23 protein-coding genes are annotated in these 25,933 nt (G+C 41.3%); 16 read left to right on the forward strand and 7 right to left on the reverse strand.

Features of this window, described 5'->3' with window-relative positions; all coding sequences use genetic code 11:
- Window positions 1-8 precede the first annotated feature (8 nt).
- Window positions 9-620 (reverse strand): WbqC family protein, encoded by a 612-nt coding sequence (locus DJ568_RS03805; protein WP_114003923.1) that lies wholly within the window; start codon window positions 618-620, stop codon window positions 9-11.
- A gap of 36 nt (window positions 621-656) precedes the next feature.
- On the opposite strand from DJ568_RS03805, the gene DJ568_RS03810 reads away from it, so the two are divergent.
- The gene (locus DJ568_RS03810) at window positions 657-1,538 is read left to right on the forward strand and encodes a lysophospholipid acyltransferase family protein (RefSeq protein WP_114003924.1); all 882 of its coding nucleotides are present in this window, start codon (window positions 657-659) and stop codon (window positions 1,536-1,538) included.
- Window positions 1,538-2,581, forward strand: a complete 1,044-nt coding sequence (locus DJ568_RS03815; RefSeq protein WP_114003925.1) for a glycosyltransferase family 2 protein — start codon at window positions 1,538-1,540, stop codon at window positions 2,579-2,581. The genes DJ568_RS03810 and DJ568_RS03815 overlap by 1 nt, the downstream gene beginning before the upstream one ends.
- 28 nt (window positions 2,582-2,609) lie before the next feature.
- On the opposite strand, the gene DJ568_RS03820 is transcribed toward DJ568_RS03815, so the two are convergent.
- Window positions 2,610-2,852 (reverse strand): MoaD/ThiS family protein, encoded by a 243-nt coding sequence (locus tag DJ568_RS03820; RefSeq protein ID WP_114003926.1) that lies wholly within the window; start codon window positions 2,850-2,852, stop codon window positions 2,610-2,612.
- Window positions 2,853-2,954: 102 nt separating this feature from the next.
- Here DJ568_RS03820 and fdhD point away from each other — a divergent pair, with 102 nt between their 5' ends.
- The 3 genes from fdhD to DJ568_RS03835 are packed head-to-tail and all read left to right on the forward strand — an operon-like array spanning window position 2,955 to window position 6,479.
- Complete coding sequence (fdhD, locus tag DJ568_RS03825; protein ID WP_114003927.1) at window positions 2,955-3,821, forward strand: formate dehydrogenase accessory sulfurtransferase FdhD; 867 nt, start codon at window positions 2,955-2,957, stop codon at window positions 3,819-3,821.
- The gene (locus tag DJ568_RS03830; protein WP_114003928.1) at window positions 3,805-4,155 is read left to right on the forward strand and encodes a DUF7009 family protein; all 351 of its coding nucleotides are present in this window, start codon (window positions 3,805-3,807) and stop codon (window positions 4,153-4,155) included. Before fdhD ends, DJ568_RS03830 begins: the two co-directional genes overlap by 17 nt.
- Window positions 4,156-4,157: 2 nt before the next feature.
- Window positions 4,158-6,479 carry an FdhF/YdeP family oxidoreductase gene (locus tag DJ568_RS03835; RefSeq protein WP_114003929.1) on the forward strand — a complete coding sequence of 774 codons (2,322 nt, stop codon included), beginning with the start codon at window positions 4,158-4,160 and terminating at the stop codon, window positions 6,477-6,479.
- Window positions 6,480-6,513: 34 nt separating this feature from the next.
- On the opposite strand, the gene lnt is transcribed toward DJ568_RS03835, so the two are convergent.
- The 5 genes from lnt to DJ568_RS03860 all read right to left on the reverse strand — a co-directional run bounded on the left by lnt (window position 6,514) and on the right by DJ568_RS03860 (window position 11,965).
- Entirely contained in the window at window positions 6,514-8,043 is a 1,530-nt protein-coding gene (lnt, locus tag DJ568_RS03840; RefSeq protein ID WP_114003930.1) for an apolipoprotein N-acyltransferase, read from the reverse strand.
- Between the two features lie 120 nt (window positions 8,044-8,163).
- Window positions 8,164-9,597, reverse strand: coding sequence for a T9SS type A sorting domain-containing protein (locus DJ568_RS03845; RefSeq protein ID WP_114003931.1), 1,434 nt, complete (start codon window positions 9,595-9,597; stop codon window positions 8,164-8,166).
- A 154-nt stretch (window positions 9,598-9,751) separates the two neighbouring features.
- A complete protein-coding gene (locus DJ568_RS03850) occupies window positions 9,752-10,813 on the reverse strand; it encodes an endonuclease/exonuclease/phosphatase family protein (RefSeq protein ID WP_114003932.1) in 1,062 nt (353 codons plus the stop codon).
- 64 nt (window positions 10,814-10,877) lie between these two features.
- Entirely contained in the window at window positions 10,878-11,360 is a 483-nt protein-coding gene (locus DJ568_RS03855) for an NADH-quinone oxidoreductase subunit B (protein ID WP_114003933.1), read from the reverse strand.
- A gap of 2 nt (window positions 11,361-11,362) precedes the next feature.
- Window positions 11,363-11,965, reverse strand: coding sequence for an NADH-quinone oxidoreductase subunit A (locus DJ568_RS03860; protein ID WP_114003934.1), 603 nt, complete (start codon window positions 11,963-11,965; stop codon window positions 11,363-11,365).
- Between DJ568_RS03860 and DJ568_RS03865 the strand changes: the two genes are divergently transcribed.
- From DJ568_RS03865 to DJ568_RS03915, 11 genes are all read left to right on the forward strand, one after another.
- Window positions 11,964-13,178, forward strand: a complete 1,215-nt coding sequence (locus DJ568_RS03865; protein WP_114003935.1) for a BaiN/RdsA family NAD(P)/FAD-dependent oxidoreductase — start codon at window positions 11,964-11,966, stop codon at window positions 13,176-13,178. The genes DJ568_RS03860 and DJ568_RS03865 overlap by 2 nt on opposite strands.
- 93 nt (window positions 13,179-13,271) lie before the next feature.
- Entirely contained in the window at window positions 13,272-14,051 is a 780-nt protein-coding gene (kdsA, locus tag DJ568_RS03870) for a 3-deoxy-8-phosphooctulonate synthase (protein ID WP_199560849.1), read from the forward strand.
- Window positions 14,052-14,061: 10 nt separating this feature from the next.
- The gene (locus tag DJ568_RS03875) at window positions 14,062-14,997 is read left to right on the forward strand and encodes a KpsF/GutQ family sugar-phosphate isomerase (protein ID WP_114003936.1); all 936 of its coding nucleotides are present in this window, start codon (window positions 14,062-14,064) and stop codon (window positions 14,995-14,997) included.
- 44 nt (window positions 14,998-15,041) lie between these two features.
- A complete protein-coding gene (locus DJ568_RS03880) occupies window positions 15,042-16,361 on the forward strand; it encodes a nucleotide sugar dehydrogenase (protein ID WP_114003937.1) in 1,320 nt (439 codons plus the stop codon).
- 111 nt (window positions 16,362-16,472) lie between these two features.
- Window positions 16,473-18,917 (forward strand): SLBB domain-containing protein, encoded by a 2,445-nt coding sequence (locus DJ568_RS03885; RefSeq protein WP_114003938.1) that lies wholly within the window; start codon window positions 16,473-16,475, stop codon window positions 18,915-18,917.
- A 62-nt stretch (window positions 18,918-18,979) separates the two neighbouring features.
- Entirely contained in the window at window positions 18,980-20,044 is a 1,065-nt protein-coding gene (locus tag DJ568_RS03890) for a GumC domain-containing protein (RefSeq protein ID WP_114003939.1), read from the forward strand.
- Window positions 20,045-20,095: 51 nt separating this feature from the next.
- Entirely contained in the window at window positions 20,096-21,613 is a 1,518-nt protein-coding gene (locus tag DJ568_RS03895) for an oligosaccharide flippase family protein (protein WP_114003940.1), read from the forward strand.
- A 49-nt stretch (window positions 21,614-21,662) separates the two neighbouring features.
- Complete coding sequence (locus DJ568_RS03900) at window positions 21,663-22,835, forward strand: O-antigen polymerase (RefSeq protein ID WP_114003941.1); 1,173 nt, start codon at window positions 21,663-21,665, stop codon at window positions 22,833-22,835.
- 145 nt (window positions 22,836-22,980) lie between these two features.
- Entirely contained in the window at window positions 22,981-23,745 is a 765-nt protein-coding gene (locus DJ568_RS03905; RefSeq protein WP_114003942.1) for a glycosyltransferase family 2 protein, read from the forward strand.
- A gap of 41 nt (window positions 23,746-23,786) precedes the next feature.
- The gene (locus DJ568_RS03910; protein ID WP_114003943.1) at window positions 23,787-24,779 is read left to right on the forward strand and encodes a glycosyltransferase; all 993 of its coding nucleotides are present in this window, start codon (window positions 23,787-23,789) and stop codon (window positions 24,777-24,779) included.
- Window positions 24,780-24,797: 18 nt separating this feature from the next.
- Window positions 24,798-25,916 (forward strand): glycosyltransferase, encoded by a 1,119-nt coding sequence (locus DJ568_RS03915; protein ID WP_114003944.1) that lies wholly within the window; start codon window positions 24,798-24,800, stop codon window positions 25,914-25,916.
- Window positions 25,917-25,933: the final 17 nt, after the last annotated feature.

Raw genomic sequence — 25,933 nt, forward strand, 5'->3', positions numbered from 1 at the left:
CTATCGCGTTATAAATAATTAATAGCTTGCGGACCCTGGTTAAACAAAAGATCCGCAATACTCAAGTTCTTTAAAAAGCCGCCGCGTTCTTCAAATACCTGGAAGTAGGGTTTTTGCGCCAGGTCACTTTCCTTTTTTGGGTGGATGGATGACCGGAAATCAGCCGCGTGTGGGTACAGAGGTTCGTAGGTCTCTGTGAATTGCAATTCGGTTTTTATTTTCAACAATCGTAGTAATAAATCAAGCATCTGCTGATTATAATCAAACAAATAGTCAAATTTATTCTCGTAAAACGGAGCAAATTCGTCTTCATAGTATTCAAAATAAGCCGAGCGGCGGTAACAGGCTTGCAGGCTCATCCAGTGCATGCGCTGCCACCGGAAATCGTAGCTTATTTTTACGTCCTTTATTTTGGTGTGGTTTTTTGAACCCTTTATTACCGGAACAACAAGGCTCAAAACCCCATCCGGAGAATATATGTTAGCGCGGTTGCGGTAGGTTTGCTTCGGGAAATGCTCCTCGCGCTCAATCCATATGTTAGGCCTGTAAATGTTAAATTCTGTGAAATACGCTATAGGCGGAAGATAAAACAACGGGAATACAGCGCCATTATCAATCATAAATTTTATGTTTGCGATTAAATTCCGGCGAAAATAATGATAAACAAGGGGCTTTCATACATAGGTATATTTTTTTTATACCTGTTGTCTTTGTTCCCTTTGTGGTTTTTATACCTCATTGCTAATGTGCTATTTGTGGTAATGTATTATTTGGCAGGCTATCGCCGGAAAGTAGTGCAGGACAATCTGCTTCATTCTTTCCCTGAAAAAAGCGATGCAGAGCGGGCAGAAATAGAAAAACAGTTTTTCAGATATCTTGCCGACCTGATAATGGAAACAATTAAGGGTATATCTATTTCAGAAGAAGAGATAACGAGGCGTATAAAGTTGATTGACCAGCACCTGATTGATGATTATTTTAATAAAGGGCGAAGTATAATTGGAGCAGTTGGGCATTATGGCAATTGGGAAATGGGTGCTCTGCGTTTTAGTCAGATTACCGATCAACCGCGTATAATTGTGTATAAGCCACTCAGTAGCAATGTTTTTAATGATTTTTTTATACGGGTACGGTCACGTTTTGGTGCAACCATGGTGTCGATGAAAAACACCTTGCGTAAAATGGCGGAATACCGCCGCGTGGTAAGTATGACCATACTGGTTTCAGACCAAACCCCGGTAAGACATGAAGCGCAGTATTTTACTACCTTTTTAAACCAACCTACCGCAGTTTTTTTGGGGGTTGAAAAACTTGCCAAATTGATGGATGCAGTAGTTGTATTTTGCGATATAAGGCGTATAAAAAGGGGTTACTACACTTGTACATTTGTACCTATTGCAGACAACCCGAGGGAAACTGCGGAGTATGAAATTACCCGCCTGCATGTAGCGTATCTTGAAAAAGTGATAAGAAATGAACCGCAATACTGGCTATGGAGCCATAAACGATGGAAGTTTAAGCCGGAGGATAACACTTAATGATTAATTCACCCAAAGTTGCCGTCGTAATTTTAAACTGGAACGGCATAAAACACCTGCAACAATTTCTTCCGTCGGTACTTACCTCTACATGGAAAAACCTTGAAATTATATTGGGCGATAATGGCTCTACCGATGGTTCGGTAGAATATGTCAGGAGTTTGTACCCATCGGTAACTATTATTCAAAATGATGCTAATTACGGTTTCACCGGCGGTTACAACCGTGTATTAAGCCAGGTTGAGGCCGATTACTTTGTATTGCTTAACTCAGATATTGAAGTACAGCCCGGTTGGATTGAACCGGTAATCAGCCTGATGGAAGGTGATAATCTTATAGCGGCCGCAGCTCCTAAGGTCAAGTCGTACCAGCACAGGGATAAATTTGAGCATGCCGGCGCTGCGGGAGGTTTTATTGACAGTTTTGGTTATCCTTTTTGCAGGGGCCGCATGTTTTACGAGATTGAGGACGACCATGGCCAATATGAACAATCCGGCGAAATATTTTGGGCAACCGGAGCTGCGCTGTTCATCAGGAAACGTTGCTGGGATGAAGCCGGTGGTTTCGACGAGCGTTTTTTTGCGCATATGGAAGAAATAGATTTGTGCTGGCGATTAAAAAACATCGGCTATAAAATTATGTATTGCGCGCAATCCACTGTATATCATGTTGGCGGCGGTACCTTGAATACCGAAAATCCATTCAAAACTTACCTTAACTTCCGCAATAACCTGTTGTTGCTAAAAAAGAATTTGCCATTCGGTCGTTCGGTGTTTGTTATCGGGGCACGTTATTGCCTTGATTTGGTTGCCTTGTTACGATTTTTGAGTGAAGGAAAGCGTAAAGATGCCTGGGCGGTAAGTAAAGCGCATCAAAACTTTGCCCGTAATGTTTTTAAGCGAGAGAAAAACACCAGGTTTGTCAATAAAGGTAGTTGGCAAACTTCGGCTCTTACCGGTATGTATAAAGGCAGTATCGTAGCGGAGTTCTTCGTTAAAAAGAAAAGAAAGTTCAGCGATCTTACCGATAAATGCTTCTATTAATCTGATAACAGGATAATCAATTTAAATGCTACCCGCCGCTAACCGGTGGGATGATCGCTATTTCATCATGCTGATGGATATGGTCTTCAGGCAGGGCATACTCATTGTTAACAGCTATCATGTATGATTGAAGTTGCTTAAGCCGGGGATATTCCGTCTCCAATACATATTTTAGGTTATATACAGTAGCTTCATTAGCCAGTTCCAGCTGTATAGTTGGTCCTCCAAAAATTTCTTTCGCTACGCCAAATGCCAGAATGTTTATATTCATTGTAATTTTTTTACTTTTGATACTATGCAAATATGCATTATCCAATTAGCTTAAAACCTCGCACAAAGGCTTTTTTATTAAAACAGTGTCTATAATTTTAGTATGTCATTAAAAGCAGTCGCTACATTACCGGTCACCAAAATAAATGCTGCGGGCGTACAAGATACTAATGACGCGCTGGCTATTGAAGAACCGCTGGAAATACGACTTCAATTTGGTGCTGAAACTAACCGGAAAGTTCAAAACATATCGGTAACCATGCGTACGCCGGGTAATGATGCTGAGCTGGCCGCAGGATTTTTATTTACCGAGGGTATAGTAAGTAAAAAGGAAGATATAAGCGATGTTGAGCATTGCTTTATAGCCTGCGCCGAAAACAAGGAGAATGTGATACAGGTAAGTTTAAATAACGAAGCTGCACCCAACTTGATGAATGCCGAGCGCAATTTTTACACCACGTCAAGCTGCGGCGTTTGTGGTAAAGGTTCTATTAATGCTATACGCACGGTTAACCAAGTGCAAAAGCGCGACGATCAAAACACCGTTACAACGGATGTATTGTATCAACTGCCTGATTTATTACGAAACCATCAAACGGTTTTTGCTGATACCGGCGGGCTTCACGCTTCGGCGCTGTTTACAACTGCAGGCGAGCTGTTAATAGTGCGTGAAGATGTAGGTCGCCATAATGCACTGGATAAGTTAATAGGGGCTGCTTTAAACAAAAAAATGCTGCCATTAAGTGAGTATGTTTTATTACTTAGCGGCCGGGCCAGTTTTGAATTGGTGCAAAAAGCCGTGATGGCGGGTATTACTATCATAGCCGCCGTGGGCGCGCCATCCAGCCTGGCTGTACAACTGGCTCACGAATTTGACATCACACTTGTAGGGTTTTTAAGAGACAAGCGTTTTAACATATATACGGCGGCACATCGCATACTAACACCTGATTATGAAACTTCGCATTAAAGGAAACGATATAAGGTACCGGCTTACTAAAACAGATGTTGAGGAATTTGCTGCCAAGGGGACAGTTAAGGAAGTTATAAACTTTGCAGGGCAGCCACTGTTATATGTTTTGCAGGAAACGTCTGATGAAAAGCTATCGGTGTTGTATAAAAATAATACCATAACGCTGTTTATGCCCGTTGATTTAAAAAATGAGTGGACACATAGCGATAAGGTAGGCTACCGTGATACACATGGCGATTTGAATTTATTAATTGAAAAAGATTTTAAGTGCCTTGACGATGTTGAAGAAGACCAAAGCGATAACTACCCTAATCCTTTAGCCAAAAAATAAATATGAGCGACCAAATAAAACATCCTGCCGAAGAAAATCCGGAAGAATTGCTTGACCTGAAACTTACAGGCCCCAAAAAAGTTGCAGCAGGGGTAAAGGCGGTAACCGAAGCATTGAAGGATGTTGTTGAAGAAACCGGGGGACCCAGGGGTATAAAAGCCTTATTTAAGATGAATCAGAAAGGCGGTTTCGACTGCTCTAGCTGTGCCTGGCCCGACCCTGATGATGACCGGTCGGCATTGGGTGAATATTGCGAAAATGGCGCAAAGGCGTTGGCGGAAGAGGCAACTACAAAAAAGCTGACGGCCGAATTTTTCGCGCAAAATTCTGTAGCCGATCTGGCTAGGTTAAATGATTATGAAATTGGCAAAAAAGGCCGTATAGCCGAGCCGGTATATTTGCCTAAAGGCGGTACGCATTACCAGCCCATAAGTTGGGATGCGGCATTCAAAAAAATTGCAGATCATTTAAACACCTTGGCTTCGCCGGATGAAGCGGCGTTTTATACTTCGGGGCGTACCAGCAATGAGGCATCGTTTATGTACCAATTGTTTATACGTGAGTATGGTACAAATAATCTTCCCGACTGTTCTAATATGTGCCACGAGTCGTCTGGTGTGGCATTAAATGAAACTATCGGGATAGGTAAGGGCACTGTTAAACTAGAGGATTTCTACCATAGCGACGTCATCGTAATTTTAGGGCAAAACCCGGGTACTAACCATCCGCGCATGCTTAGCGCACTTGAAAAAGCAAAAAATAACGGAGCTAAAATAATCTCCATAAATCCTTTGTACGAAGCTGGCTTAATGGCGTTTAAAAACCCCCAGAATGTAAAAGGGGTTATTGGCAGCGGCACGCAGTTAACTGATTTATACTTGCAGGTAAAAATAAACGGTGATATGGCTTTATTGAAGGCCATAGAATTGCTGCTGTATCGTGCAGAACAGGATAATCCGGGCACCGTTTTCGATCATCGTTTTATAGCAGAAAAAACTGTTGGTTACGAAGATTTTGCCGCGGCGATACAAAATTACGATCTAAATGAACTGGCTGATGCCGCCGGTGTGCCGCTTTGGCAAATACAACAGGCGGCGGCCATGATGAAGAAAACCAGTAAGATCATCTTTTGCTGGGCGATGGGTTTAACGCAGCACGTTAACGGGGTTGATACCATAAAAGAAGTGGTAAACCTATGTTTATTAAAAGGTGCCATAGGCAAACCTAATGCCGGTTTATGCCCGGTACGCGGCCACAGCAACGTGCAGGGTAACCGCACCATGCTGATAAATGACAAGCCTACGCAGCAACAACTTGACAAACTGCAGGAAATATTTGGTTTTGAGCCGCCGCGTAAAAATGGATACGACGTGGTGGAGGCCATCGTGGCCATGCATCAAGAGAAAGTAAAAGTGCTGTTTTGTATGGGTGGTAACTTCCTATCGGCTACGCCGGATACGGTTTACACCGCCGAGGCTTTACGAAAAACCAAACTGACAGTAAACGTATCTACAAAACTGAATCGCGGGCATTTAGTTGTAGGCGAGGAGTCTATCATCCTGCCTACACTGTCACGCAGCGATAAGGATGTTGTGAACGGGATAGACCAGTTTATCACCAGTGAAAATTCAATGGGTGTGGTACAAATGTCAAAAGGAATACTTGAGCCGGTATCAAATAATCTGCTTAATGAAACGCAGATAGTTTGCAAACTGGCAAAAGCTACGCTGGGCAGCCGTTCAGTAGTGGATTGGGATAGGTACGCTACCAGTTATGACGACGTTCGCGATCTTATTGCAATGGCTATTCCCGGTTTTGCCGACTATAACAAACGCGTGCGCGAGCCTGGTGGGTTTTACTTGCCTAATGCGCCGCGCGAAGGCAGCTTTGATACACCTCAGCTAAATAATAAAGCCGGTTTTACGGTAACTACCGTCCCTGAAAATAGTTTGGCCGCTGACGAATACGTATTAATGACCATACGTACCCACGACCAATTTAACACAACTATTTACGGTTTGGACGACCGTTACCGCGGTGTACATAACGAGCGTAGAGTGATATTTATGAACGCTAGCGATATACAAAAGGCGGGCCTGCAGCCTGGTGACAAGGTAGATCTTTATAATTACCACGACGGAGTTGAACGTGTAGCCAGGTTGTTTGTTGTGGTGCCTTATAATATACCGGAGGGTAATACAGCGGGTTATTACCCGGAAACGAATGTACTGGTTCCGATACACAGCGTGGCGCTTAAGAGCAACACGCCGACATCTAAGTATGTGGTTATAAAAATCAGGAAACACGCCGTAAAAGCAGCGTAATCTTAGCGCTAGCGCGTTGGGATGCCAGGTCTTTTTAAGTTGTGGTAAACCGCTGTTTTGAAGCAACAATATTCGAAACGATAAAATAAACAATCCCGATAGCGCATAAGTAGACGAACAGCATTGGTTTATCAGCTACTACCGTGATACCCCTTCGGGGGGTAATCATCGCTGAATCGACAAACGAGTCCGTGCTTTTTCTCTTAGCAATAATCTCACCGCGGTAATTAACCATACCCGAATAACCATCGTTACTGTTTAATACGATATCGCGGCGAGTTTCAACGGCACGCAACCGCACATGGTAAAAGTGCAGGTCCACCAGGTATGAGTTACTAAACCATCCATCATTGCTTAGGTTTAGTATAAATCCGGCACCTTGCTTAACTGCATCGTATGAGGCAGTTGATACGGTAGCTTCATTACACACAATTATACCCGCTTTTCCTTTGGGTGTGTTCACTGTACGGCTACCTTCTCCGGGTTTCACTTCGTCGCCGGCATTACTTAAAAACGGAAACAAAATGCCGGCAAACGGTTGCTCAATGAAAGCCAGAAGGAATTGCTTGTCAAAGCGTCCGGCAATACTACCAGAAGGAGTGAGGCTGTACACTGAATTGTAAACAGTGCTTTTACCGCCTTCAGAGTTGATGCCCAATATATGTGTAACGCCAGCCGGTTTACTTATCCTTAAAATCTCATTAACAAGGTCATCATCACTACGGTAGGTCCATGGCACTGCCGACTCTGACCATAAGGCGATATCAGGGTTCATGCCGGTAGCCGTTGTATTAAGTTGCAGCATGTTTTGTACCAGGGCATTGCCTGTATCATCGTTCCACTTGGTTTCGGGCGGCAGGTTTTGGGCAAGTATAGCAACCTTAACTTTATGGGCTTTAACAGGGCCGGTATACGCCTGCATAATAACAAAGCCGGCTAACAGATAAAGGCCTGATACCAATGCGGGTATCCATAATTTTTTCCAATGTTCTGCAAGTATAAAGCCGGCGATCAGGTAATTTACCGATATCACAGTGAAGCTTAAGATATGTATGCCGAAATATTCTGCGGGCTGTATAGCTATCAAATTATTAGCGAGCGCCATGCCGCTGTGGAATTCAAACCAGGGCATACGGCTCGAACACAGCATCAGTATACTTTCAAATACCACAAATACACAACCGGCCAGTAAGCCGTTTAACAGGACGGCAGCCGTATGATTTACCAAGGTTTTTTTTAACCGCCCAAAACACCATGCCAGTAAGGTAAAGTAACCGCTTAATATAGCCGAACATACTATATAAACCAGCAGCCCATAAATTATGCTACTGCCGGTAAACCGCACCGCGCCAGGCACCATCCAGTAAAAGCAAGTAAGCGAAATAGTGAGCCCAAACAATAACCCGGATGTAGCTGATTGTTTTGGGGATTGCTTTATCAATACCATAAACAGGGGCACAAAACAAACCCAGGTTAATATAAAATTAACCTGGGTTATTGCATATGCTGTAATAAGCCCTGAAATTATTGTTTTAGCCGCGTTGGTGGTTATCAATTTGCGCATGCGTAAAACTAATGTTTTACAACAATTATTGCATCAGCGCTTTACCGGTTTGTATGATGCGCTCACCGGTGGTGTTTATATTGGAAGTACTTGTCGGCGCAGCATCAATCAATGTAAGCATTACAATATAACAACTTTGCCGGTATAAGCTAAACCATCGCTTTTAAGCTTTAGCACATAAGTGCCCGCAGCTGCATTGGTTTTTAGTACATATCTGCCGTCCGAATTGGCTGTAAAGCTTTCGATGGCGACCTGTTTTCCATATAGATTAGTAAGGTTCGCTGTAAATTTGGCGCCAGCAAAATTTTTCAGTTCAAAACTTATCTGGCCGGATGTAGTAGGATTAGGATATATGCTAAACTGAACATCGTTTTTAACTATAGCGGCGTCGGCACCCAACCCAAACATAACCTCAATAAGCTTGTAACTTATCACGCCGTCTTTATAATACTTTAATACATATTTGTTAAAGCCCATCGCAGGTTTATCATCAAAAACCGTCCAGGTTTTTGCGGTATTTGCCGTGCCTCGGCCTGCTATTGAAATTATTTTGGTAAAAGAAGTATTGGATACATTGGTGCGGCCTATTTCAAAACCAAGGTTTATGTACTCCGCTGCTACGCCTAAATTTAGCTTAACCTTGTTGCCATCTTTAACTCCGTTAAAGGTGGTGATAGCGGCGTTTGATTTAAAGGTCTGTTTTACAGCCTTTGACGTTATCACCCCGCCTTCACGGTCAAATATTTTTATGCGGGCGTACACTGTAGTGATGCCAGCCGGCGGATTCGGTAATGTGGTTTCATAACTATGCTGATCGCCGCCGGGTATCGTTTTAATAACGTTCCAGTTTTTTTGGTCGAGGCTGTATTCAACCTCAAACTTATCGTGACCATCAAACCGCGTACTGAACTGTATGATTAAGTTCTTTACTTCGCTGTACAGTTTGAAACCCGTTATCGCATCGTCGGTATTAGTATCATGTGGTATGTCGCTGCTGGTGTATAACATGATATCTGTTAGCGCACCGCCTTTATAAGGGCGTGCGCCACTGGACCGAAAATAATATGCAGTGCCTGGTTTGATATACTTAGTAGGCTTTATCACCCATTCAAACTCTGTGGCTCCCTGTAAAATATCAGGCATGAATGTCCTGGTAGTATCCGCAACGGTCACAATTCTGCCCGGGTAAAAATTAAATGCAGTATCGGTTATTTGTTCGGTTGTTTGTTGCCAGTGTGTAACTTTGCCATTATTATCGGCAAGTACAAAAGCGTTACGGTTACCCGCGTTGTCGTTTTTTATGGGTATATAGGGCCCGCCGGGTGATCTGCTATAAGTTAGCTCGGGTATAACAGGATTTGTATTGATGAAATTAATTCGCAATCTAAAAGGCTGGTTGTCAGATACCGTGACAGGCAGGTTTTTGGCCGCTTTCCAGGTAGCCGTTTTTTCATTGCCATTGTTGTTGCGCCATCGCCATTCGGCCATATTTACGCCGGCAAACGTACGCTGGCTAATTATGCTCAATAAAATGAAGGTTAATAATATTCTCATAATGTGCTGATTAGGTTGATGTAAAGATAATAGATTGGCCGTAATACGCAACAAATAACATCAGATCTTTAATAAGTTTTAAGCAGAAAGATACAATAGCATTGTGTAGCGGTGGCGAACTCTGCACAACGTCGGTTTGTCAGGGGAGGGGTGCCTAATCCTCAGGGTCTACATCTTTATCTAAAATCTCTTTTACTTCCTTCATGTCGTCCTTATCGGCATGCGGCCCTTCCTGTATGTGTTCAAGCCGTTTATTGTAAATAAGATGTGTAAAAATCGGGAAATGGTCGGAGCCGTTGTGCCCCAGCCTTTTCATATCGATCAATCCAAACTCGGCTGAGCAAAAGATGTAATCAAGGGGGAAACGCATAAACCAATGGTTTGCAGAAAAGGTACTGTAGAAGCCCCGGCCCTTACGTACGTCAAGCAACATGCTTACTTTTTCAAAAAGTGTAGTAGTATAACTCCAGGCTACATCATTCAGGTCGCCCATAACAATTACAGGTGCTTTAGTATCGCGGGCTTTTATGGCAACGCGCATCAATTCTTTATCTTTCGCGGTAGTATGCAGGCTTTCGCCGGGCACCGGGGGCTCCGGATGCAATCCCCATATTTGGACTTTTACGCCCGACGGCAGGTGTACCAATGCCTCAATTGACGGTATATCGTTTTTTACCAGGTAATTTACCTTAGCCGAGCTTAACTGAAATCTGCTGTAAAATAGCAGGCCGTAGGTATTGGCTAACGGCGCTTTTAAAGTAAAAGGATAATCTTCTTCCAATTGTTTTACACCGTATTCCCATTTTAAATCTGTTTCCAAAAGCAAAATAATGTCAGGATCGGTTGCCTTTATTTGCGCCAGTAATTTATCGTAATCTTTGTTATCCTGGTATACATTGGCAGAAAACACCTTTAACTCGTTAGATGGGTTACGACTGTTGATAGTTCTTATTTCTTTGTACGAAAAGATGGTGTAATTGTATATTTTAAAAGCGAGATAAATGGTAGCTGCAGTTAGCCCTGCCACAGCATAGATATCAACTGTGCGGTAAGCCGCATAATAAACTATCCAGCCGGCCAATATTATAATACAAAGTACAAACTTCTGCGCACGTGGATACTCAAGCGACCGGAAAATCCAGTAGTTGTTTTTTACAAGCGGTAAACAAATAACCACAACGAGAAGATAACTTGCAATAATTAAGGCTGAAAGCATATTGCTATGTATAACTGTGATGAAGTTTTTTTGTTTAGCGGGAGTAGCTTCTGTCCACCGCAGATCAGGCTTTTATCAGCTGCTCCGTTTCTATTTTTTTCTGAAGTTCTAAAATTGCGCCTATCAACGCTTCCGGCCTTGGCGGGCAGCCTTGCACATAAACGTCAACTGGTATAACACGGTCAACACCTTTAACTACATGATAGCCATGTCGCCAGTAGGGACCCCCGCAATTGGAGCACGAGCCCATTGAGATAACATATTTTGGCTCGGGCATTTGCTCATAAAGGCGTTTGATGCGCTCAGCCATTTTAAAGGTAACGGTACCGGCTATAATAATAACATCAGCTTGCCGGGCAGAAGGGCGTGGAAACACACCAAACCTGTCAAGGTCATAGGTAGAAGCCATTGAGCCCATCATTTCTATAGCGCAGCAGGCGATACCAAAGCTTAACGGCCATAATGACGACATACGCGCCCAATTCATCAGGTCATTCATTTTGGTAACAACTATTCCACCGTTTTCACTGGTCAGGTCGGGCGTCATCATCAGGATTTTTTAAACGTTGGTTTAAACATAGGCTTTTTTATAACTCGCGAATCGCCGGACGAGATCTCGGGAACAACTTCGGCAACTTTTTCCACCTGGTCGGTAACAAAAGCCCTTGTTTTATAAGCGTTCTGCTGCACATTCACGTTATCATATGCATGTTGCGGGATATGTACACCAGTTGTAGGTATAACCTGTTTTGGTTTTATCCAGTCGAGATCGCCTTTACGCCAAACATATGCCAGGCCTAATATCAGTATTCCTAAAAAAATAAACATCTCGGCAAATGAAAACCATCCCCAGCGAGCGTCTGCGGCAATGATTTCATGATTACCGAAAACAGTAGCCCACGGAAAGATAAACACCATCTCGACATCAAAGAGCAGGAAAACAAGTGCAATTACATAAAAACGCGGGTTAAATGGCAGCCAGGCGTTTCCTGTAGGTTCCTCACCGCATTCGTACGAGGTTAATTTTTCGGCAGTAGGATTATTAGGCGCTAACAGGCGGTTTATAAAAAAGGTAAAGCCTACCGCTAAAACGCCTGTAATTAAAAATATAAGTATCTTTCCAAATTCTGATATTTGCGAAACCTCGTGCATGACAGCAAATTTAATAAAACAAACAGATTTTGACGCTATAATAATTGGCGGCGGCGCTTGCGGACTGATGTGTGCCGCTCAGGCGGGCTTTTTAGGAAAACGTACCCTAATACTCGAAAAAAATGATCGCGTGGGGGCTAAAGTACTTATCAGCGGGGGCGGCCGCTGTAATTATACCAATCTATATGCGTCGGCACAGCAATTTATATCACAAAATGAGCACTTCTGTAAGTCTGCTTTTGCACAATGGACGGTAGATGATACGATCAGTTTTTTTAACACCTATGGTATCTACGGCAAAGAGAAAACCTTGGGCCAGCTTTTTCCGGTGACCGACAAGGCAAAGGATATCGTTAATGTATTTACGAATTTGTGTAATGATCTGGATCAGGAAATATGGTGTGACGCATCGGTAACAGATATAGAATATGCGCATGGTAATTTTATAATTACTTACCAGCGCTATGGTGAAGAGAAGAAAATATCCGTACCAAAAGTTGTTGTCGCTTCGGGCGGTTTGCCGGTACAGAAGCTTGGAGCTACAGATTTAGGATTGCGTATAGCGCGAAAATTTGGTTTATCTGTTGTTGATACCGCACCTGCGCTGGTGCCGCTCACTATTACCGGTAAAGATCAACCCTGGTATGAACAGCTGTCTGGTAATAGTATTTTTTGCAGAGTGTGGAACAGCCGGATAAGTTTTGAAGAAAATATTCTTTTTACCCATTGGGGCCTAAGCGGCCCGGCAATATTGCAAATATCGTCTTACTGGAAACCTGGTGAGGATATTTATATAGACCTGTTGCCAAACCAAAACATCACCACTTTAATATTACGTGAACGGGAACTGAACGGAAAAAAAATGCTGTTGAATTTATTAGCCAGCCTGTATACACGTAAGTTTGCCGACGCATTGAGCAATAGGCTGCCGATGGAAAAAAACCTCGCATCTCTATCAAAAGTCGACTTGGATGCTATTAATAAGCTGATACACAACTTCCGGGTAAAGCCGGCTGGAGACAAGGGCTACGATAAAGCAGAGGTAATGCGGGGCGGCGTATCAACCGGTGAGCTTTCATCACGAACTCTTGAAGCGAAGAGCATACCCGGGCTCTATTTCGGGGGTGAATGCGTAGATGTTACCGGCTGGCTTGGCGGATACAATTTTCAATGGGCCTGGGCAAGCGGTTTTGTAATAGCGCAGGGCATATAATTGGTACGTGGCCTTTTAGCCAGCCGTGATACAAGAGCAACAAATATTGACAAATTAACATATTCAACCCTTTTTAGCATATTTGCTTAAATTATGAGTACACTTTACGAGCAGATGCGGCAGAAGCCGTTTTTTATATTGGGTCCATGTGTAATGGAGAGCCAGGAACTTTTATACCAGGTAGCTGAGAAAGTTGCCGGGGCCGGTGCAAAATTTAACGTGCCGGTGATATTCAAAGCGTCATTTGATAAAGCAAACCGCACCTCTATAAACGCAAAACGCGGACCGGGCCTTGACAAAGGCCTTGAAATGATGCAAAATGTAAAAGACCGTTTTGGTTTACCGCTTACTACAGACATTCATGAAAGCTACCAGGCTGCAAAGGCCGCGGAGGTTTTTGATATTTTGCAAATACCCGCTTTTTTATGCCGGCAAACTGACCTGCTTATTGCGGCCGCAAATACCGGTAAAATAGTTAACGTTAAAAAAGCCCAGTTCCTGTCAGGTGCTGATATGTTTTACCCTGCACAAAAAGTAGTTGACTCTGGTAATACGCAAGTAATACTTACCGAACGCGGTAACATGTACGGGTATAATAACCTCGCTGTTGACTTTAGAAACATATATGACATGAAGGCATTTGGTTACCCGGTATGTATGGATTGCACTCACTCGGTACAACGCCCGGGCGGGGCAGGGGGTAAAACCGGCGGCGACCGTACATTTGTACCGATGATGGCCGTTGCAGCTAAAGCTTTTGGGGCCGATGGCTATTTTATGGAAATACACCCTGACCCGGATAACGCATGGAGCGACGGACCTAATATGGTGAAATTACATGATCTTGAAAAAGTAATGGCGCCGCTGGTATAAGTGAAAACAAATGATAGAGAAAGCTAAGCAGGTTTTTGAAATAGAAATTGAGTCATTACGGCATGTGGCTGCGCTGTTGGACGATGCGTTTAATGCTGCTGCTAAAGCGATAATAAGCAGCACTGGAAAAACAATAATTACGGGCGTGGGTAAATCGGGATTGATCGGCAAAAAAATAGCCGCTACCCTTGCCAGTACAGGTACACCCAGTTTTTTCCTGCATCCGGCCGAAGCTTTCCATGGCGACCTGGGCATGGTTGGCTCAAATGATATTATCATACTGATATCCTATTCCGGAGAAACCGACGAGGTGCTCAAATTGATTCCTTTTCTTAAATGGAATAACAACAAAGTGATCGGCATAACCGGAAATCCCGAATCAACGATAGCAAAAAACAGCCATCATCACCTTAACATACGTATTACCCGTGAGGCATGCCCGCTGGAGCTTGCACCTACATCGTCAACTACGGCCACACTTGTTATGGGTGATGCGCTTGCTGTAGCATTAATGGAGGCGCGAAACTTTAAACAGGAAGATTTTGCGAGATTTCATCCGGGGGGGAGCCTCGGCCGAAAATTACTTGTTAAGGTAAAGGATCGGATGCGTACAGACAATCTGCCGTACATAAATAAGGACGCTGGTTTTACTGATTTGCTTTTGCGTATGTCTGAGGGCCGGCTGGGTATGGTAATAGTTGGTAGCCAAAATTACGCTGAAGGTATTATAACGGATGGAGACCTGCGGCGTGCCCTTTTGCGTAATGCCGACACAACGCAGTTAACCATTGAAAGTATGATGACATCTTCGCCGATTATCATTAACGGAGATGAACTGATAAGTCAGGCTGAACATTTGATGATCGAAAGAAAAATTGCTTCTGTATTGGTTGGTGACGCTGCTGAACGAAGGATAGAAGGTATATATCAAATTTACAACCAATAAACGATTATTTAACTATATTAGGCGCCTGAAAAGTGCACGTGATAATGCCGGATAACCAAAACCAGATTACACCCTCTCAAAATATCAGTATCGCTATTATTGGCCTTGGCTACGTTGGGTTGCCACTTGCGGTTGAATTTGCCCGTAAGTATCCGGTTACCGGCTATGATGTAAATCAATGGCGTATAAACGAATTAAGTAAAGGCCATGACCGAACACTGGAGATAGATAGTGCCGACCTGCTTTCGGTACTAACAAATGGCCAAGATAATGTCGGGCTAAGCTTTACAAGCAACTCAGGGGATTTAAAGGAGTGTACCGTTTACATAGTAGCGGTGCCAACACCAACAGATAATCATAACCGCCCTGATCTTAGCCTGCTGAGAAGCGCCAGTGAAACCATAGCCAAAGTTTTGGCAAAAGGCGATGTTGTAATTTATGAATCGACTGTTTATCCGGGTGTTACCGAGGAAATTTGCGTGCCGATTTTGGAGAGTAATTCGGGCTTAAGGTATAACAGTGATTTTTTTGCAGGATATTCGCCTGAACGGATCAATCCGGGTGATAAGGAGCATACGCTAACTAATATTTTAAAAGTTACATCCGGTTCTAGCCCTGCCACAGCAGACTTTGTTGACAGTTTATATCGCAGCATAATAACTGCCGGCACACACAAGGCGCCAAGTATTAAAGTAGCAGAAGCCTGTAAGGTAATTGAAAATGCGCAGCGCGATATAAATATCGCTTTTGTAAATGAGCTTGCTAAAATCTTCAATCTTTTGGATATCGATACCCATGATGTGTTGGCGGCTGCAGGGACAAAATGGAATTTTTTAAAGTTCAGGCCCGGTCTGGTAGGCGGGCACTGTACCGGTGTTGACCCATATTATTTAGCTCAAAAAGCACAGGAAGTTGGCTATCATCCCGAAATAATACTTGCCGGTCGCAGGCTCAATGATGGTATGGGTACTTACGTAGCGCTCGAAGTAATAAAGTTGATGGTAAAGGCCGGTATCATGGTGAAAAATGCTAATGTCCTGGTACTGGGTTTCACGTTTAAAGAAAATTGTCCTGATGTACGCAATACAAGGGTGATAGATATCGTTAAGGTTCTTGATGAGTTTGAAACCAATTATGAAGTATATGATCCATGGGCCGATCCAGCTGAAGTTAGTAGAGAATATAACATAAATACAAGCAGTTGTATTGACAAGTTAACCGGAAGTTATGATGCAATTATAATAGCCGTATCACACCGGGAATTTCTTGATTTAGATTATAAAATACTTAAAAAAACGCCCAATTCAGTGCTTTACGATATAAAAGGAATGCTAGATCAAAGCCTTATAAACGGCCGTTTGTGATTTTATTTTAAATGTTGCTTATACATAGAAATTAGTTATAATTGCACTTAGCAAAATTTTAAACCACTATAAATTATACACCTATAGATTACTATTATTACCCAATTTTTTATGGCTTATTTGAAAAAAGGATTTACTGTTCTTGTCCTCTTGTTTTGTTTTTTGGCCAGCCGGCCGGCGTTAGCACAAAGTTTATCAGATTTATCAGGTGTCGATGCAAGTGAACTCTCTGATGCGCAAATAAAATCAATGATAGAACAGCAGGAGGCCAACGGTATTTCTGATCAGGAACTGTTGGAAGGGTTGAAGTCGAGGGGGCTATCGTCTGATCAGGCTCGCAGTTTGCAATTGCGCATGAGCAGCATGCGTGAGAGTAATACCGTTAATGACACATCTACAAAAGGCACGCAGCGCCGCTTAAACTATAAACCAGATACAGCAAGCAATCCTAAAGCAGTTGATATTGCTATGGGACCTAAAATTTTTGGTGCAGATCTTTTTAGAAGTAACAATAACTCATTTGAACCTAATTTAAAGTTAGCTACACCGCAAAATTATGTGCTAGGGCCTGATGACCAGGTGAGCATCCAGGTTTATGGTGCGTCTACCGTTAGCTGGAATCTTAACGTGTCGCCCGAAGGTAATATCAGTATCCCGGGGGCGGGACTTTTAAGTGTGTCAGGTAAAACTATTGAACAAGCTACAGCGGCTATAAAATCAAAACTGATAGCTAATAATTATGCAATTGGGCGTGGTACTAACGTGTCAGTAACGCTGGGCAATATCCGTAGCATAAAAGTTATTTTGGTTGGCGAGGTAATGAGACCGGGCACTTACACTTTGCCATCACTGGCTACAGTATTTAATGCCTTATATGTTGCCGGTGGTCCTAATGATAACGGTACGTTCAGGCAAATCGAAGTTATCAGGAATAACAGGATTATAAGAAAGCTGGATGTTTACGATTTTCTTTTAAAAGGTCAGCAAAGCAACAACATAGTTTTGCAGGATCAGGACATAATTAGGGTAGCAACTTACCGCACCAGAGTTGAAGTTGCAGGGGAAGTTAAAAGGCCTGCATTATTTGAGGTACTGCCGGGCGAATCATTACAAGATGTTATTACGTTTGCCGGCGGTTTCAGCGACAGGGCGTATACAGCACGGGTAAAAGTTTTACAGGTTAGCGATCAGCAGCGCCGTTTAACCGATGTTTTTGAAAGTGACTTTGCAAACTATATCCCATTACGGGGCGATAAATATGTTGTGCAGCGCATATTAGAACGTTTTGAAAACAGGGTAACAATTAGTGGGGCAGTTTTCAGACCCGGCGAGTATGAGCTTGAAAAAGGGTTAACTTTACAACGATTAATTGAAAAAGCATCTGGATTAAAAGAAGATGCCTTTACCGGCCGCGGTAGCATCACGAGGCTTAAGGCTGACAACACCCCTGAGTACATATCCTTTAGTGTACAGGATATTATCAATAAAACTGCGCCTGAGATATTGTTACAACGCGAAGACAAGGTGGTGATTACATCAATATTTGACTTGCGTAACAAATACTTTGTTACTATTAAAGGGCAAGTTAGAAAGCCAGGCGATTTTGATTACGCTGACAGCATAAGTGTTGAGGATCTTGTTATAAAAGCAGGCGGCTTTACAGAAGGGGCCAGCGCAAAACGTGTTGAAATAGCTCGGCGCATTCAAAACAGTAACCCTAACTCAAAAAATAGCATGATATCACAGGTTTTTACTGTAAACCTTGATCCGCAGCTGAAGGCCGACGTAAACTTCAAACTCAGACCTTACGACATCGTATCGGTTTACAGTTTACCAGGATATGAAACTCAACGCACTGTTAAAGTAGAAGGGGAGGTACTTTACCCTGGTTATTATACCATACAGCGCAAAAACGAAAAGATATCTGATGTGCTGGCGCGCGCAGGTGGTCTTACCGCATCTGCTGACCCTGATGGAGGCTCGTTAAAACGTACTAATTTGTTTGGAGCAGATAAAGAAAGTATTATTGACACCGTGGAGTTGCAGAAGGAGAGATTAGAGAGGCTTACCCGGTTGAGTGGCACGTATAAAGACACAACCAGTGCGAAAGACTTAAGAATTAAAAATGAATATGTGGGTATAGATCTGAGAGGTATATTAGAGAACCCAGGAAAAGATACCGATTTATTGATGGAAGATGGTGACATATTAAGAATACCAAAACAGCAGCAGGTAGTGCGCGTAAATGGCGAAGTACTGTATCCAAGCGCGGTGGTATACGATAAAAGTGAAAGCATGCGAGGATATGTACTCAGTGCAGGTGGATATTCACCAGACGCAGACAAGAGACATGCCTATGTAGTCTATCCGAATGGTACGGTTAAAGGCACAAAAAAATTCTTGTTTTTCAATGTTAATCCTAAAGTTAAACCCGGCAGTGAGGTAAACGTTCCTAAGAAGCCGTTGACCAAAAAAGTGACCATACAAGAGGTGTTGGGCATCGGTTCATCAATCGCGTCTCTAGCGCTACTTGTGCTTGTTTACACCAGGCGTTAATTGGAAACTTAAAGCGAATTTAGTGCAAAACCGGCATTTTTAACTTAAGGCATTTGTTCATCATGACACAAAACGAACAGGAAAAAACTACAACAAACTCAAGTGAATACACAGTAGAGGAATTACTGGAAAAAACCAAATCGTATTTAAGGTATTTAAAAAAACACCGTATTAAAACTCTTATTTATGGGTTAATATTTGGTCTGATAGGGTTGGGGCTTTCATTTAAAAAAGCTCCCAAATACACTGCTAAGATGACATTCCTCGTACACGAGGAGACTAAGCCGGGCGGATTATCGGGATTAGCCTCTCAATTTGGTTTGGGTGGAGGTGCCGGCGGAGGCAAAGAAATTTGGTCGGGCTTTAATATGGTTCCGTTTTTAACATCACGGCTGATGGTTCAAAAAACGTTGTTTACTACAGCACAATTTAAAGATGGACCTGAATTGCTATTAAACCATTATATAAAGTTTTACGAGTACGACAAGAAGTGGGCTAAAAGTAAAAAGCTTAAACACATTAAGTTTACAAGTGATAAAAATTTAACCAGAGCGCACGACAGTATACTTAATGTATTTTATCATCAGATATCCGATAAAAACCTGACGCTGGACAGGTGGGATAAAAAATCCACCATTGTTTTACTATCTTTTACTGATAAGGACGAGTTATTTGCCAAGAATTTTGTTGAAGCGCTGGTAGCTAACGCAATGGAATATTATGTTACTGTTAAGACAAAAAAGGCTGCCAGTAATGTTAACAAATTATCCATGCAGGCAGATTCCATTAAAAGAAAGTTAGATATAGCGATGTCATCCGTTGCTTACTCTGCAGATGCTACACCTAATCCAAACCCTATGCGAAAAAGTTTAAGGGTAAATTCAGAGCGGCGTATGGTTGATGTGGAACTGTATTCAAGATCACTGGTTGAAATAAGTAAGAGTTTGGAACTAGCGAAAGTTTCATTAACCCAGGACACTCCTTTGATAGATTTTTTGGATAAACCGGTATTACCACTCGAAGTGAAAAAGCTTAGTAAACCTTTGGCGGTAATTCTTGGATTCATATTCGGGGTAGGACTATCTATATCAATATTAACTTTCAGAAAAATAGCCGGTAAAGCATAACATTAAAGATAATCTATTTATAATCTTTAATCAGTAGCCCAGCGCCAAACGATGCCAGAAGAGCTGTCACATAAACGAATTGTAATAAACGCTATAGCTGCAACAGCACAGGTTATAGTTGTAGGTGTAAGCTACGTTTTTTTATACATATACTTACTGCGCACGTTGGGCGAGTCGCAACTGGGTGTATATACACTCGTGCTTTCTACTTCATCAATTGCCAGCCTTGCAAATTTCGGTATTACGTCAAGCCTGGTGAAATTTGTGGCCGATTACAGATTAAAGGCTAACCATGAAGAGTTAAATAAGCTAATATTTACATCGCTTATATCACTTATTGTATTTTTTGCGGCGCTTATAATGGTGGCCTATGCCTTTGGATGGTTCATCATCGAGCATGTTGTTGAAATTGACAAGGATTACGTGCAGCTTGCTTTACGCATACTGCCATATTCGTTATTATGTCTTTTTATTAATGAGCTTGGCGGGGTGTTTATATCCATCCTTGAAGGGTCGCAGCGTAACTATATACGCAATATCATTTATATAGTGAATAACCTGCTGTTTTTGGTGTTGACCTTTGTACTTGTACCCAAATATGGGCTGGTAGGGGTAGCCTACGCACAAGTTGTACAATCGTCACTTATAAGTATAGCCGGTTTTTTCACAGGCAAATCATTGCTAAAGGACTTCAACATTTTCAAGTGGAACTGGGACAAAGCAATTTTTAAAGAAATTATTGCTTATGGATCAAAATTTCAGGTTGTATCCATATTTCAAATGCTGTACGAACCTGCCACAAAAACATTGCTTACAAAATTTGCAGGGCTACCGGCGGCAGCTTATTATGATATGGCTACACGGCTTGTAAACCAGCTGCGGGGCTTAATTGCCAATGCTAACCAGGTATTAATCCCGGTAATTGCCCATGCAGCACAAAATCACATGGATGAGGTAAGGTCACTTTACCGCAAAGCCTTATCAATCACGCTAACAGCCAATATATTTTTGATATCGGCTATTTTAGGCTTTGGTTCCCTTATTTCTTTCTTTTGGATAGGACATCAAGAACCGAAATTCGTGTTTCCCCTTTGTGTTCTGTCTATCTCGCTATTCGTGAATATTCTTAGCGGCCCAGCCTTTTTTTGCTCACTAGGCGAGGGTAAAATGAACTTGCTGGTGATGATAAATTTCTTTATCGCTGTAGCCAATATTACAGGCGGCATATTACTTGGATTTTTGTGGGGTGGTAAGGGTGTGATATTGTCATGGGGCATATCATACGCAGTAGGTTCGCTGGCTTTGATTATTTTATATCAAAAAGGTATTAAAGTGAAATTCCGTGATGTGTTTTCGATAAAGGAAGATGCTGTATTTTTCTTAATAAGTGTTGTTTATTGCGCTGTAACTGTTTATATATTCAATCACTTTAATATCCAGTATAATCTAAAAACACTGCTTATTAACATCGTTATTTACTTAGTAATATTTATACCCAATATATTCTTAAATAAGAACCTAAAATTAATTACACAAAAATTATTACACAGGAACACTGACAAAGACTAATGCGCCTAAAACGCTAGCTACGAGTTAATAGGCGTGTGACCAGATTGATATGAGATTTTATTTAAAAAAGATTGCTAATCCGTTTACAATTTTTGCCATAGCCTGGGGGTTAACGCTATCCCTATACACATTTGGTTGGGCAACAATATTACCTGAATTGGACGCGAATCTGATTATAATGCTATCTATCGCTATAATATTATTTGCGTTAACTGGCTTTATATTTGGCCGCTTGCAGTTGTCTTCTAAACGTATTCAGCCTGCTGAATCAAACATCAAATGGTTTTTACTGATTAACACAACGCTATGGTTCCTGAACTTTGCGTATAGTGGTATTCCTTTGCTAAAAGGTGTTAGGGAGGACGCATTCGGCATTCCCACAGTAATAGTGCTAACCGTTAGCATAAACTCTTTTACCAGCGTTTATTGTTATTATCTTTTTCTTGTATCACGCAACAGAAAATATTTGTGGTATGCCTTGTATTGCATTATGTTTTTCTTGTTGCAATACTCGCGCGGTTATGTATTAATGTCAATGATAACCATGTTTTTAGTATGGTTAAATTTTAAAAATCCTCGCTTCAATTTTAAAACCCTTTCATACTTTGTTTTAGCGTTTTTATCAATCTCTTTCTTGTTTGGCGTTATGGGTAACTTACGTACCAACGCCGTATTAGTTGGCGAGGGAGGGGACGACGAGGGTTACAGCAGTAAAATTATTTTGCTTATTGGAGAACCGTCTGATTCATTTGTGGAGGGGCCTATACCTGATGAGTATTTTTGGAGCTATTTGTATATTACATCCCCGCTTGGTAACCTGCAATATAATATATCTCAGTACTCGCCGGAGTTTTTTGCTAATGTGGGGCCGCTTATTGTTAACGAGATGCTTTTTGACTCCATATCCAACAGGTACAATTCTTTGGTTCATGAGTATCGTAAAAAACCTGATTTAGTTGTGCCTACATTAACTGTTTGTACAGTGCTGGCAGGCAGTTATTTATATGCTGGCTGGGGAGGCATGATATTTTTGTTGCTCGTACTATGGGGGTTTGCGGTAATATATACTGTATTTGCCATGCAGCATCCCTTAGGACTAATAGGAATATCCATATTATCAATGATATACTTTTTTTCAATATTTGATAATATGTTTACCATTACAGCATTAAGCAGTCAGCTTTTTTTGCCGTTTTTAGCTAAGCTGTCATTAAAGAAATAAGAAATTATAAATATTATATATCAGCATTATAGAATAAATTTTTAAATTAATACCTGCTTTTGTTTATATGATTGCCCCTGGTACAGATGTTAACATTTGTACTGATTAGTAAGTTAAAAGCAATTTGTAATAGGTGGAAAGTGAAATGAAAAAGGTTAAAACACTTATTAATACAGATGCCGCCGCTAATCCGCTTATCAGTGTGATTATAGTGGTTTATAATGATGCGCATCATATTGAACAGTCTATTTTAAGTGTTCTCAATCAAACTTACAATAACGTTGAGTTATGTATTATTGACGGTGGATCAACAGATGGTACTATTGATATAATAAAGAAGTATGATGATCAAATTGCCTATTGGGTAAGTGAAGCCGATAAGGGGATTTACGATGCTATGAATAAAGGCATCAATGCCGTAAAAGGTGATTGGATATATTTTTTGGGTTCGGGTGATATACTGCTTAATGTTATGCACAAAATAGCAACCAAGCTTACCGACAAAAAGTGCATTTATTACGGCAACGTTTACCGTAACGATTTGGCAAAAATTTACAACGGAAAATATTCGGTTTATAAGCTTGCAGTAACAAATATTTGCCATCAGGCGATTTTTTACCCGCTGCAGGCTCTTCGTAAGTACCAGTACAACATCCACTACAAGAGCATGGCCGACCATGATCTTAACATCAGATGTTATGGCGATAAGGATTTGCGTTTTGAGTATATGCCGGTGCTCATCAGTATTTACGAGGGCGATGGATACTCCGAATCAAATGGTTTGGTAGACCCTTTTCTGGATGACAAATTAAAAGTGATACAAGCTAATTTTTCATTTTTAGTTTTTATTTACGCGTTTTTACGAACCAAAACAGCTAAGCTTTTAAAACCGAACTATTTGAAGAAATAATTACTCACCCCTTTTTAACTCATCAACCGAACATCTCTACAATGGATCAAACTCCCGTTACAAGTAATATCGTAACCATTTTAATGGCTACCTATAATGGCGAGAGAAATCTGGTAAGGCAACTGGACAGCATTTTAAATCAAACCCACGAAATGTGGGAGTTGATTATACGGGACGACGGATCAGATGATAGTACCGCAAGCATAATAGCGAAATATGCTGTGGCTGACCCAAGGATTAAAGTTATAAATACCCCAACAAATAAAAAAGGAGCATGTACTAACTTTGCTGCATTGTATAAGTGGGCAAAAACCAATTTAAAGATTAAATACTTGATGTTTACAGATCAGGACGATATCTGGAAACCTCAAAAGATAGCTAAGACCTTAGACCTGGTTAAAAAAGTTGAGTTCACCGATCCTAATATGCCTATTATGGCTTATGGTAATCTTGAGCTAGTTGATGATAATGAGAAAAAGCTACCAGAAAAAATCTATCTGCTGCCTAACATGCAGCTTAAACATCTTTTAACGCGAAATTATGCCTTCGGATGTACTATTATGTTAAATGGTGCAATGGTTAAAGGTATGGACGAAATAAGTAGCGCTGCAGAAAATCATGACTATTGGGTAGCGCTTTATGCCGCGTCTTTTGGTAAAACGGTTTTTATTGATGAGGAACTTATACTTTACCGCCAGCATGATAACAATGTATCTGGTCATGTTATCGGGAACCAACAACTAAATAACCGGGTTAAGCGCTATACATCCGGAGTTGATAAGCAAATCAGGAGCGAGCAGGTTAAACTCAGGATGATTGAGGCCTTTTATATTAAATATCAGGATATCCTGTCACAACAAAATAAGACGTTACTATTCAGTTATTTAAACAGTTTTAACAATGGCCGGCTTAGCGTGATTGCGAATATGCTTTTAAACGGTATAGTACGTAAGGGGTTAGTACAAACGATGGTGTCGTATTATTTTATGCTGTTGTTTTATAAAAAAATCAAATACAAATTTAATCCTGCATAAGGAATACTGACAACAAACATGTTTAAAATAGTAATTTCAGGTGTTAATCTGACTGATTCGGGGAAGCTGAGCGTACTACAGGATTGCCTGAATGCTCTTATAAAAATAAAAGAACATACAGAGCTTGACATTACAGTTTTGGTTCACAATGCCTCGTTGGTTGATGAGTATAAGGACCATATAAAAATCCTGGCATTTCCAGACATTAAGTCGTCATGGATAAAACGTGTTAAATTTGAATATTTTTACAGTAAGAAGCTGTCATTACAACTCAAGCCCGACCTTTGGTTTGGCCTTCATGATATGACGGCTAATGTAGTTTGCCCTTACCAGGTGGTGTATTGTCACAATTCGGCGGCGTTTTACGATGTGGACTATAAAAACTTTTTTACCGATATTAAATTCACCTTATTTAATTTATTCTATAAATATCTTTACCGGATAAACATAAAAAGAAACAGATATGTTATCATACAGCAAATATGGCTGCGCAAAATATTTGAAGACCTTTATGATGTAAAAACGATTGTAGCATATCCAATTCGTGAAATATTTGCTACTACCTCCGGCCCTGAAAGTATTGCCAAACTTGATTTACATTTTAACGTACCAACTTTTTTCTACCCGTCGTTTCCAAGAGTTTATAAGAATTACGAAGTACTTTTTGACGCAGTAAAAATACTTAACAAAAAGGGTGTGCAATGCCAGGTCGTGGTAACTCTTGATGGTTCAGAAAATAATTATGCCAAAAAAATAGCAGACACTTACAGGCATATACCCAACATTAAGTTTATTGGTTTGCAAGATCGGCAGAGTATAAATGAACTATATAAACAGTCGCATTGCCTGGTGTTTCCCTCGAAATTAGAATCGTGGGGCCTTCCGATAAGTGAATTTAAAGAATTTAACAAACCAATGTTAATTGCACGGTTGCCCTACGCCGATGAGACCGTGGGAAATTATAATGAAGTAAGTTATTTCCCTATTAATGACGCCTCAAAACTAGCCGTACTGATGGAACAATTTATTAATGGTACAATCCAGTATGACGGTAATAGCGCATTGCAGCCGGCAGATCCTTTTTTTAATAACTGGGATTCTTTAATGACTTTTCTTACCGATAGGAAAAATTATTAGATTGTTAAACATCGCGT

It is taken from the genome of Mucilaginibacter hurinus, assembly GCF_003324525.1.
Taxonomy (GTDB): Bacteria; Bacteroidota; Bacteroidia; order Sphingobacteriales; family Sphingobacteriaceae; genus Mucilaginibacter; species Mucilaginibacter hurinus.

What these genes read in the sequence shown, in the direction of transcription:
- DJ568_RS03805 (WP_114003923.1), bottom strand. Translation starts at nt 620, where the DNA reads ATGATTGATAATGGCGCTGTATTCCCGTTGTTTTATCTTCCGCCTATA.
- DJ568_RS03810 (WP_114003924.1), top strand. Translation starts at nt 657, where the DNA reads ATGATAAACAAGGGGCTTTCATACATAGGTATATTTTTTTTATACCTG.
- DJ568_RS03815 (WP_114003925.1), top strand. Translation starts at nt 1,538, where the DNA reads ATGATTAATTCACCCAAAGTTGCCGTCGTAATTTTAAACTGGAACGGC.
- DJ568_RS03820 (WP_114003926.1), bottom strand. Translation starts at nt 2,852, where the DNA reads ATGAATATAAACATTCTGGCATTTGGCGTAGCGAAAGAAATTTTTGGA.
- fdhD (WP_114003927.1), top strand. Translation starts at nt 2,955, where the DNA reads ATGTCATTAAAAGCAGTCGCTACATTACCGGTCACCAAAATAAATGCT.
- DJ568_RS03830 (WP_114003928.1), top strand. Translation starts at nt 3,805, where the DNA reads ATGAAACTTCGCATTAAAGGAAACGATATAAGGTACCGGCTTACTAAA.
- DJ568_RS03835 (WP_114003929.1), top strand. Translation starts at nt 4,158, where the DNA reads ATGAGCGACCAAATAAAACATCCTGCCGAAGAAAATCCGGAAGAATTG.
- lnt (WP_114003930.1), bottom strand. Translation starts at nt 8,043, where the DNA reads ATGCGCAAATTGATAACCACCAACGCGGCTAAAACAATAATTTCAGGG.
- DJ568_RS03845 (WP_114003931.1), bottom strand. Translation starts at nt 9,597, where the DNA reads ATGAGAATATTATTAACCTTCATTTTATTGAGCATAATTAGCCAGCGT.
- DJ568_RS03850 (WP_114003932.1), bottom strand. Translation starts at nt 10,813, where the DNA reads ATGCTTTCAGCCTTAATTATTGCAAGTTATCTTCTCGTTGTGGTTATT.
- DJ568_RS03855 (WP_114003933.1), bottom strand. Translation starts at nt 11,360, where the DNA reads ATGACGCCCGACCTGACCAGTGAAAACGGTGGAATAGTTGTTACCAAA.
- DJ568_RS03865 (WP_114003935.1), top strand. Translation starts at nt 11,964, where the DNA reads ATGACAGCAAATTTAATAAAACAAACAGATTTTGACGCTATAATAATT.
- DJ568_RS03860 (WP_114003934.1), bottom strand. Translation starts at nt 11,965, where the DNA reads ATGCACGAGGTTTCGCAAATATCAGAATTTGGAAAGATACTTATATTT.
- kdsA (WP_199560849.1), top strand. Translation starts at nt 13,272, where the DNA reads ATGAGTACACTTTACGAGCAGATGCGGCAGAAGCCGTTTTTTATATTG.
- DJ568_RS03875 (WP_114003936.1), top strand. Translation starts at nt 14,062, where the DNA reads ATGATAGAGAAAGCTAAGCAGGTTTTTGAAATAGAAATTGAGTCATTA.
- DJ568_RS03880 (WP_114003937.1), top strand. Translation starts at nt 15,042, where the DNA reads ATGCCGGATAACCAAAACCAGATTACACCCTCTCAAAATATCAGTATC.
- DJ568_RS03885 (WP_114003938.1), top strand. Translation starts at nt 16,473, where the DNA reads ATGGCTTATTTGAAAAAAGGATTTACTGTTCTTGTCCTCTTGTTTTGT.
- DJ568_RS03890 (WP_114003939.1), top strand. Translation starts at nt 18,980, where the DNA reads ATGACACAAAACGAACAGGAAAAAACTACAACAAACTCAAGTGAATAC.
- DJ568_RS03895 (WP_114003940.1), top strand. Translation starts at nt 20,096, where the DNA reads ATGCCAGAAGAGCTGTCACATAAACGAATTGTAATAAACGCTATAGCT.
- DJ568_RS03900 (WP_114003941.1), top strand. Translation starts at nt 21,663, where the DNA reads ATGAGATTTTATTTAAAAAAGATTGCTAATCCGTTTACAATTTTTGCC.
- DJ568_RS03905 (WP_114003942.1), top strand. Translation starts at nt 22,981, where the DNA reads ATGAAAAAGGTTAAAACACTTATTAATACAGATGCCGCCGCTAATCCG.
- DJ568_RS03910 (WP_114003943.1), top strand. Translation starts at nt 23,787, where the DNA reads ATGGATCAAACTCCCGTTACAAGTAATATCGTAACCATTTTAATGGCT.
- DJ568_RS03915 (WP_114003944.1), top strand. Translation starts at nt 24,798, where the DNA reads ATGTTTAAAATAGTAATTTCAGGTGTTAATCTGACTGATTCGGGGAAG.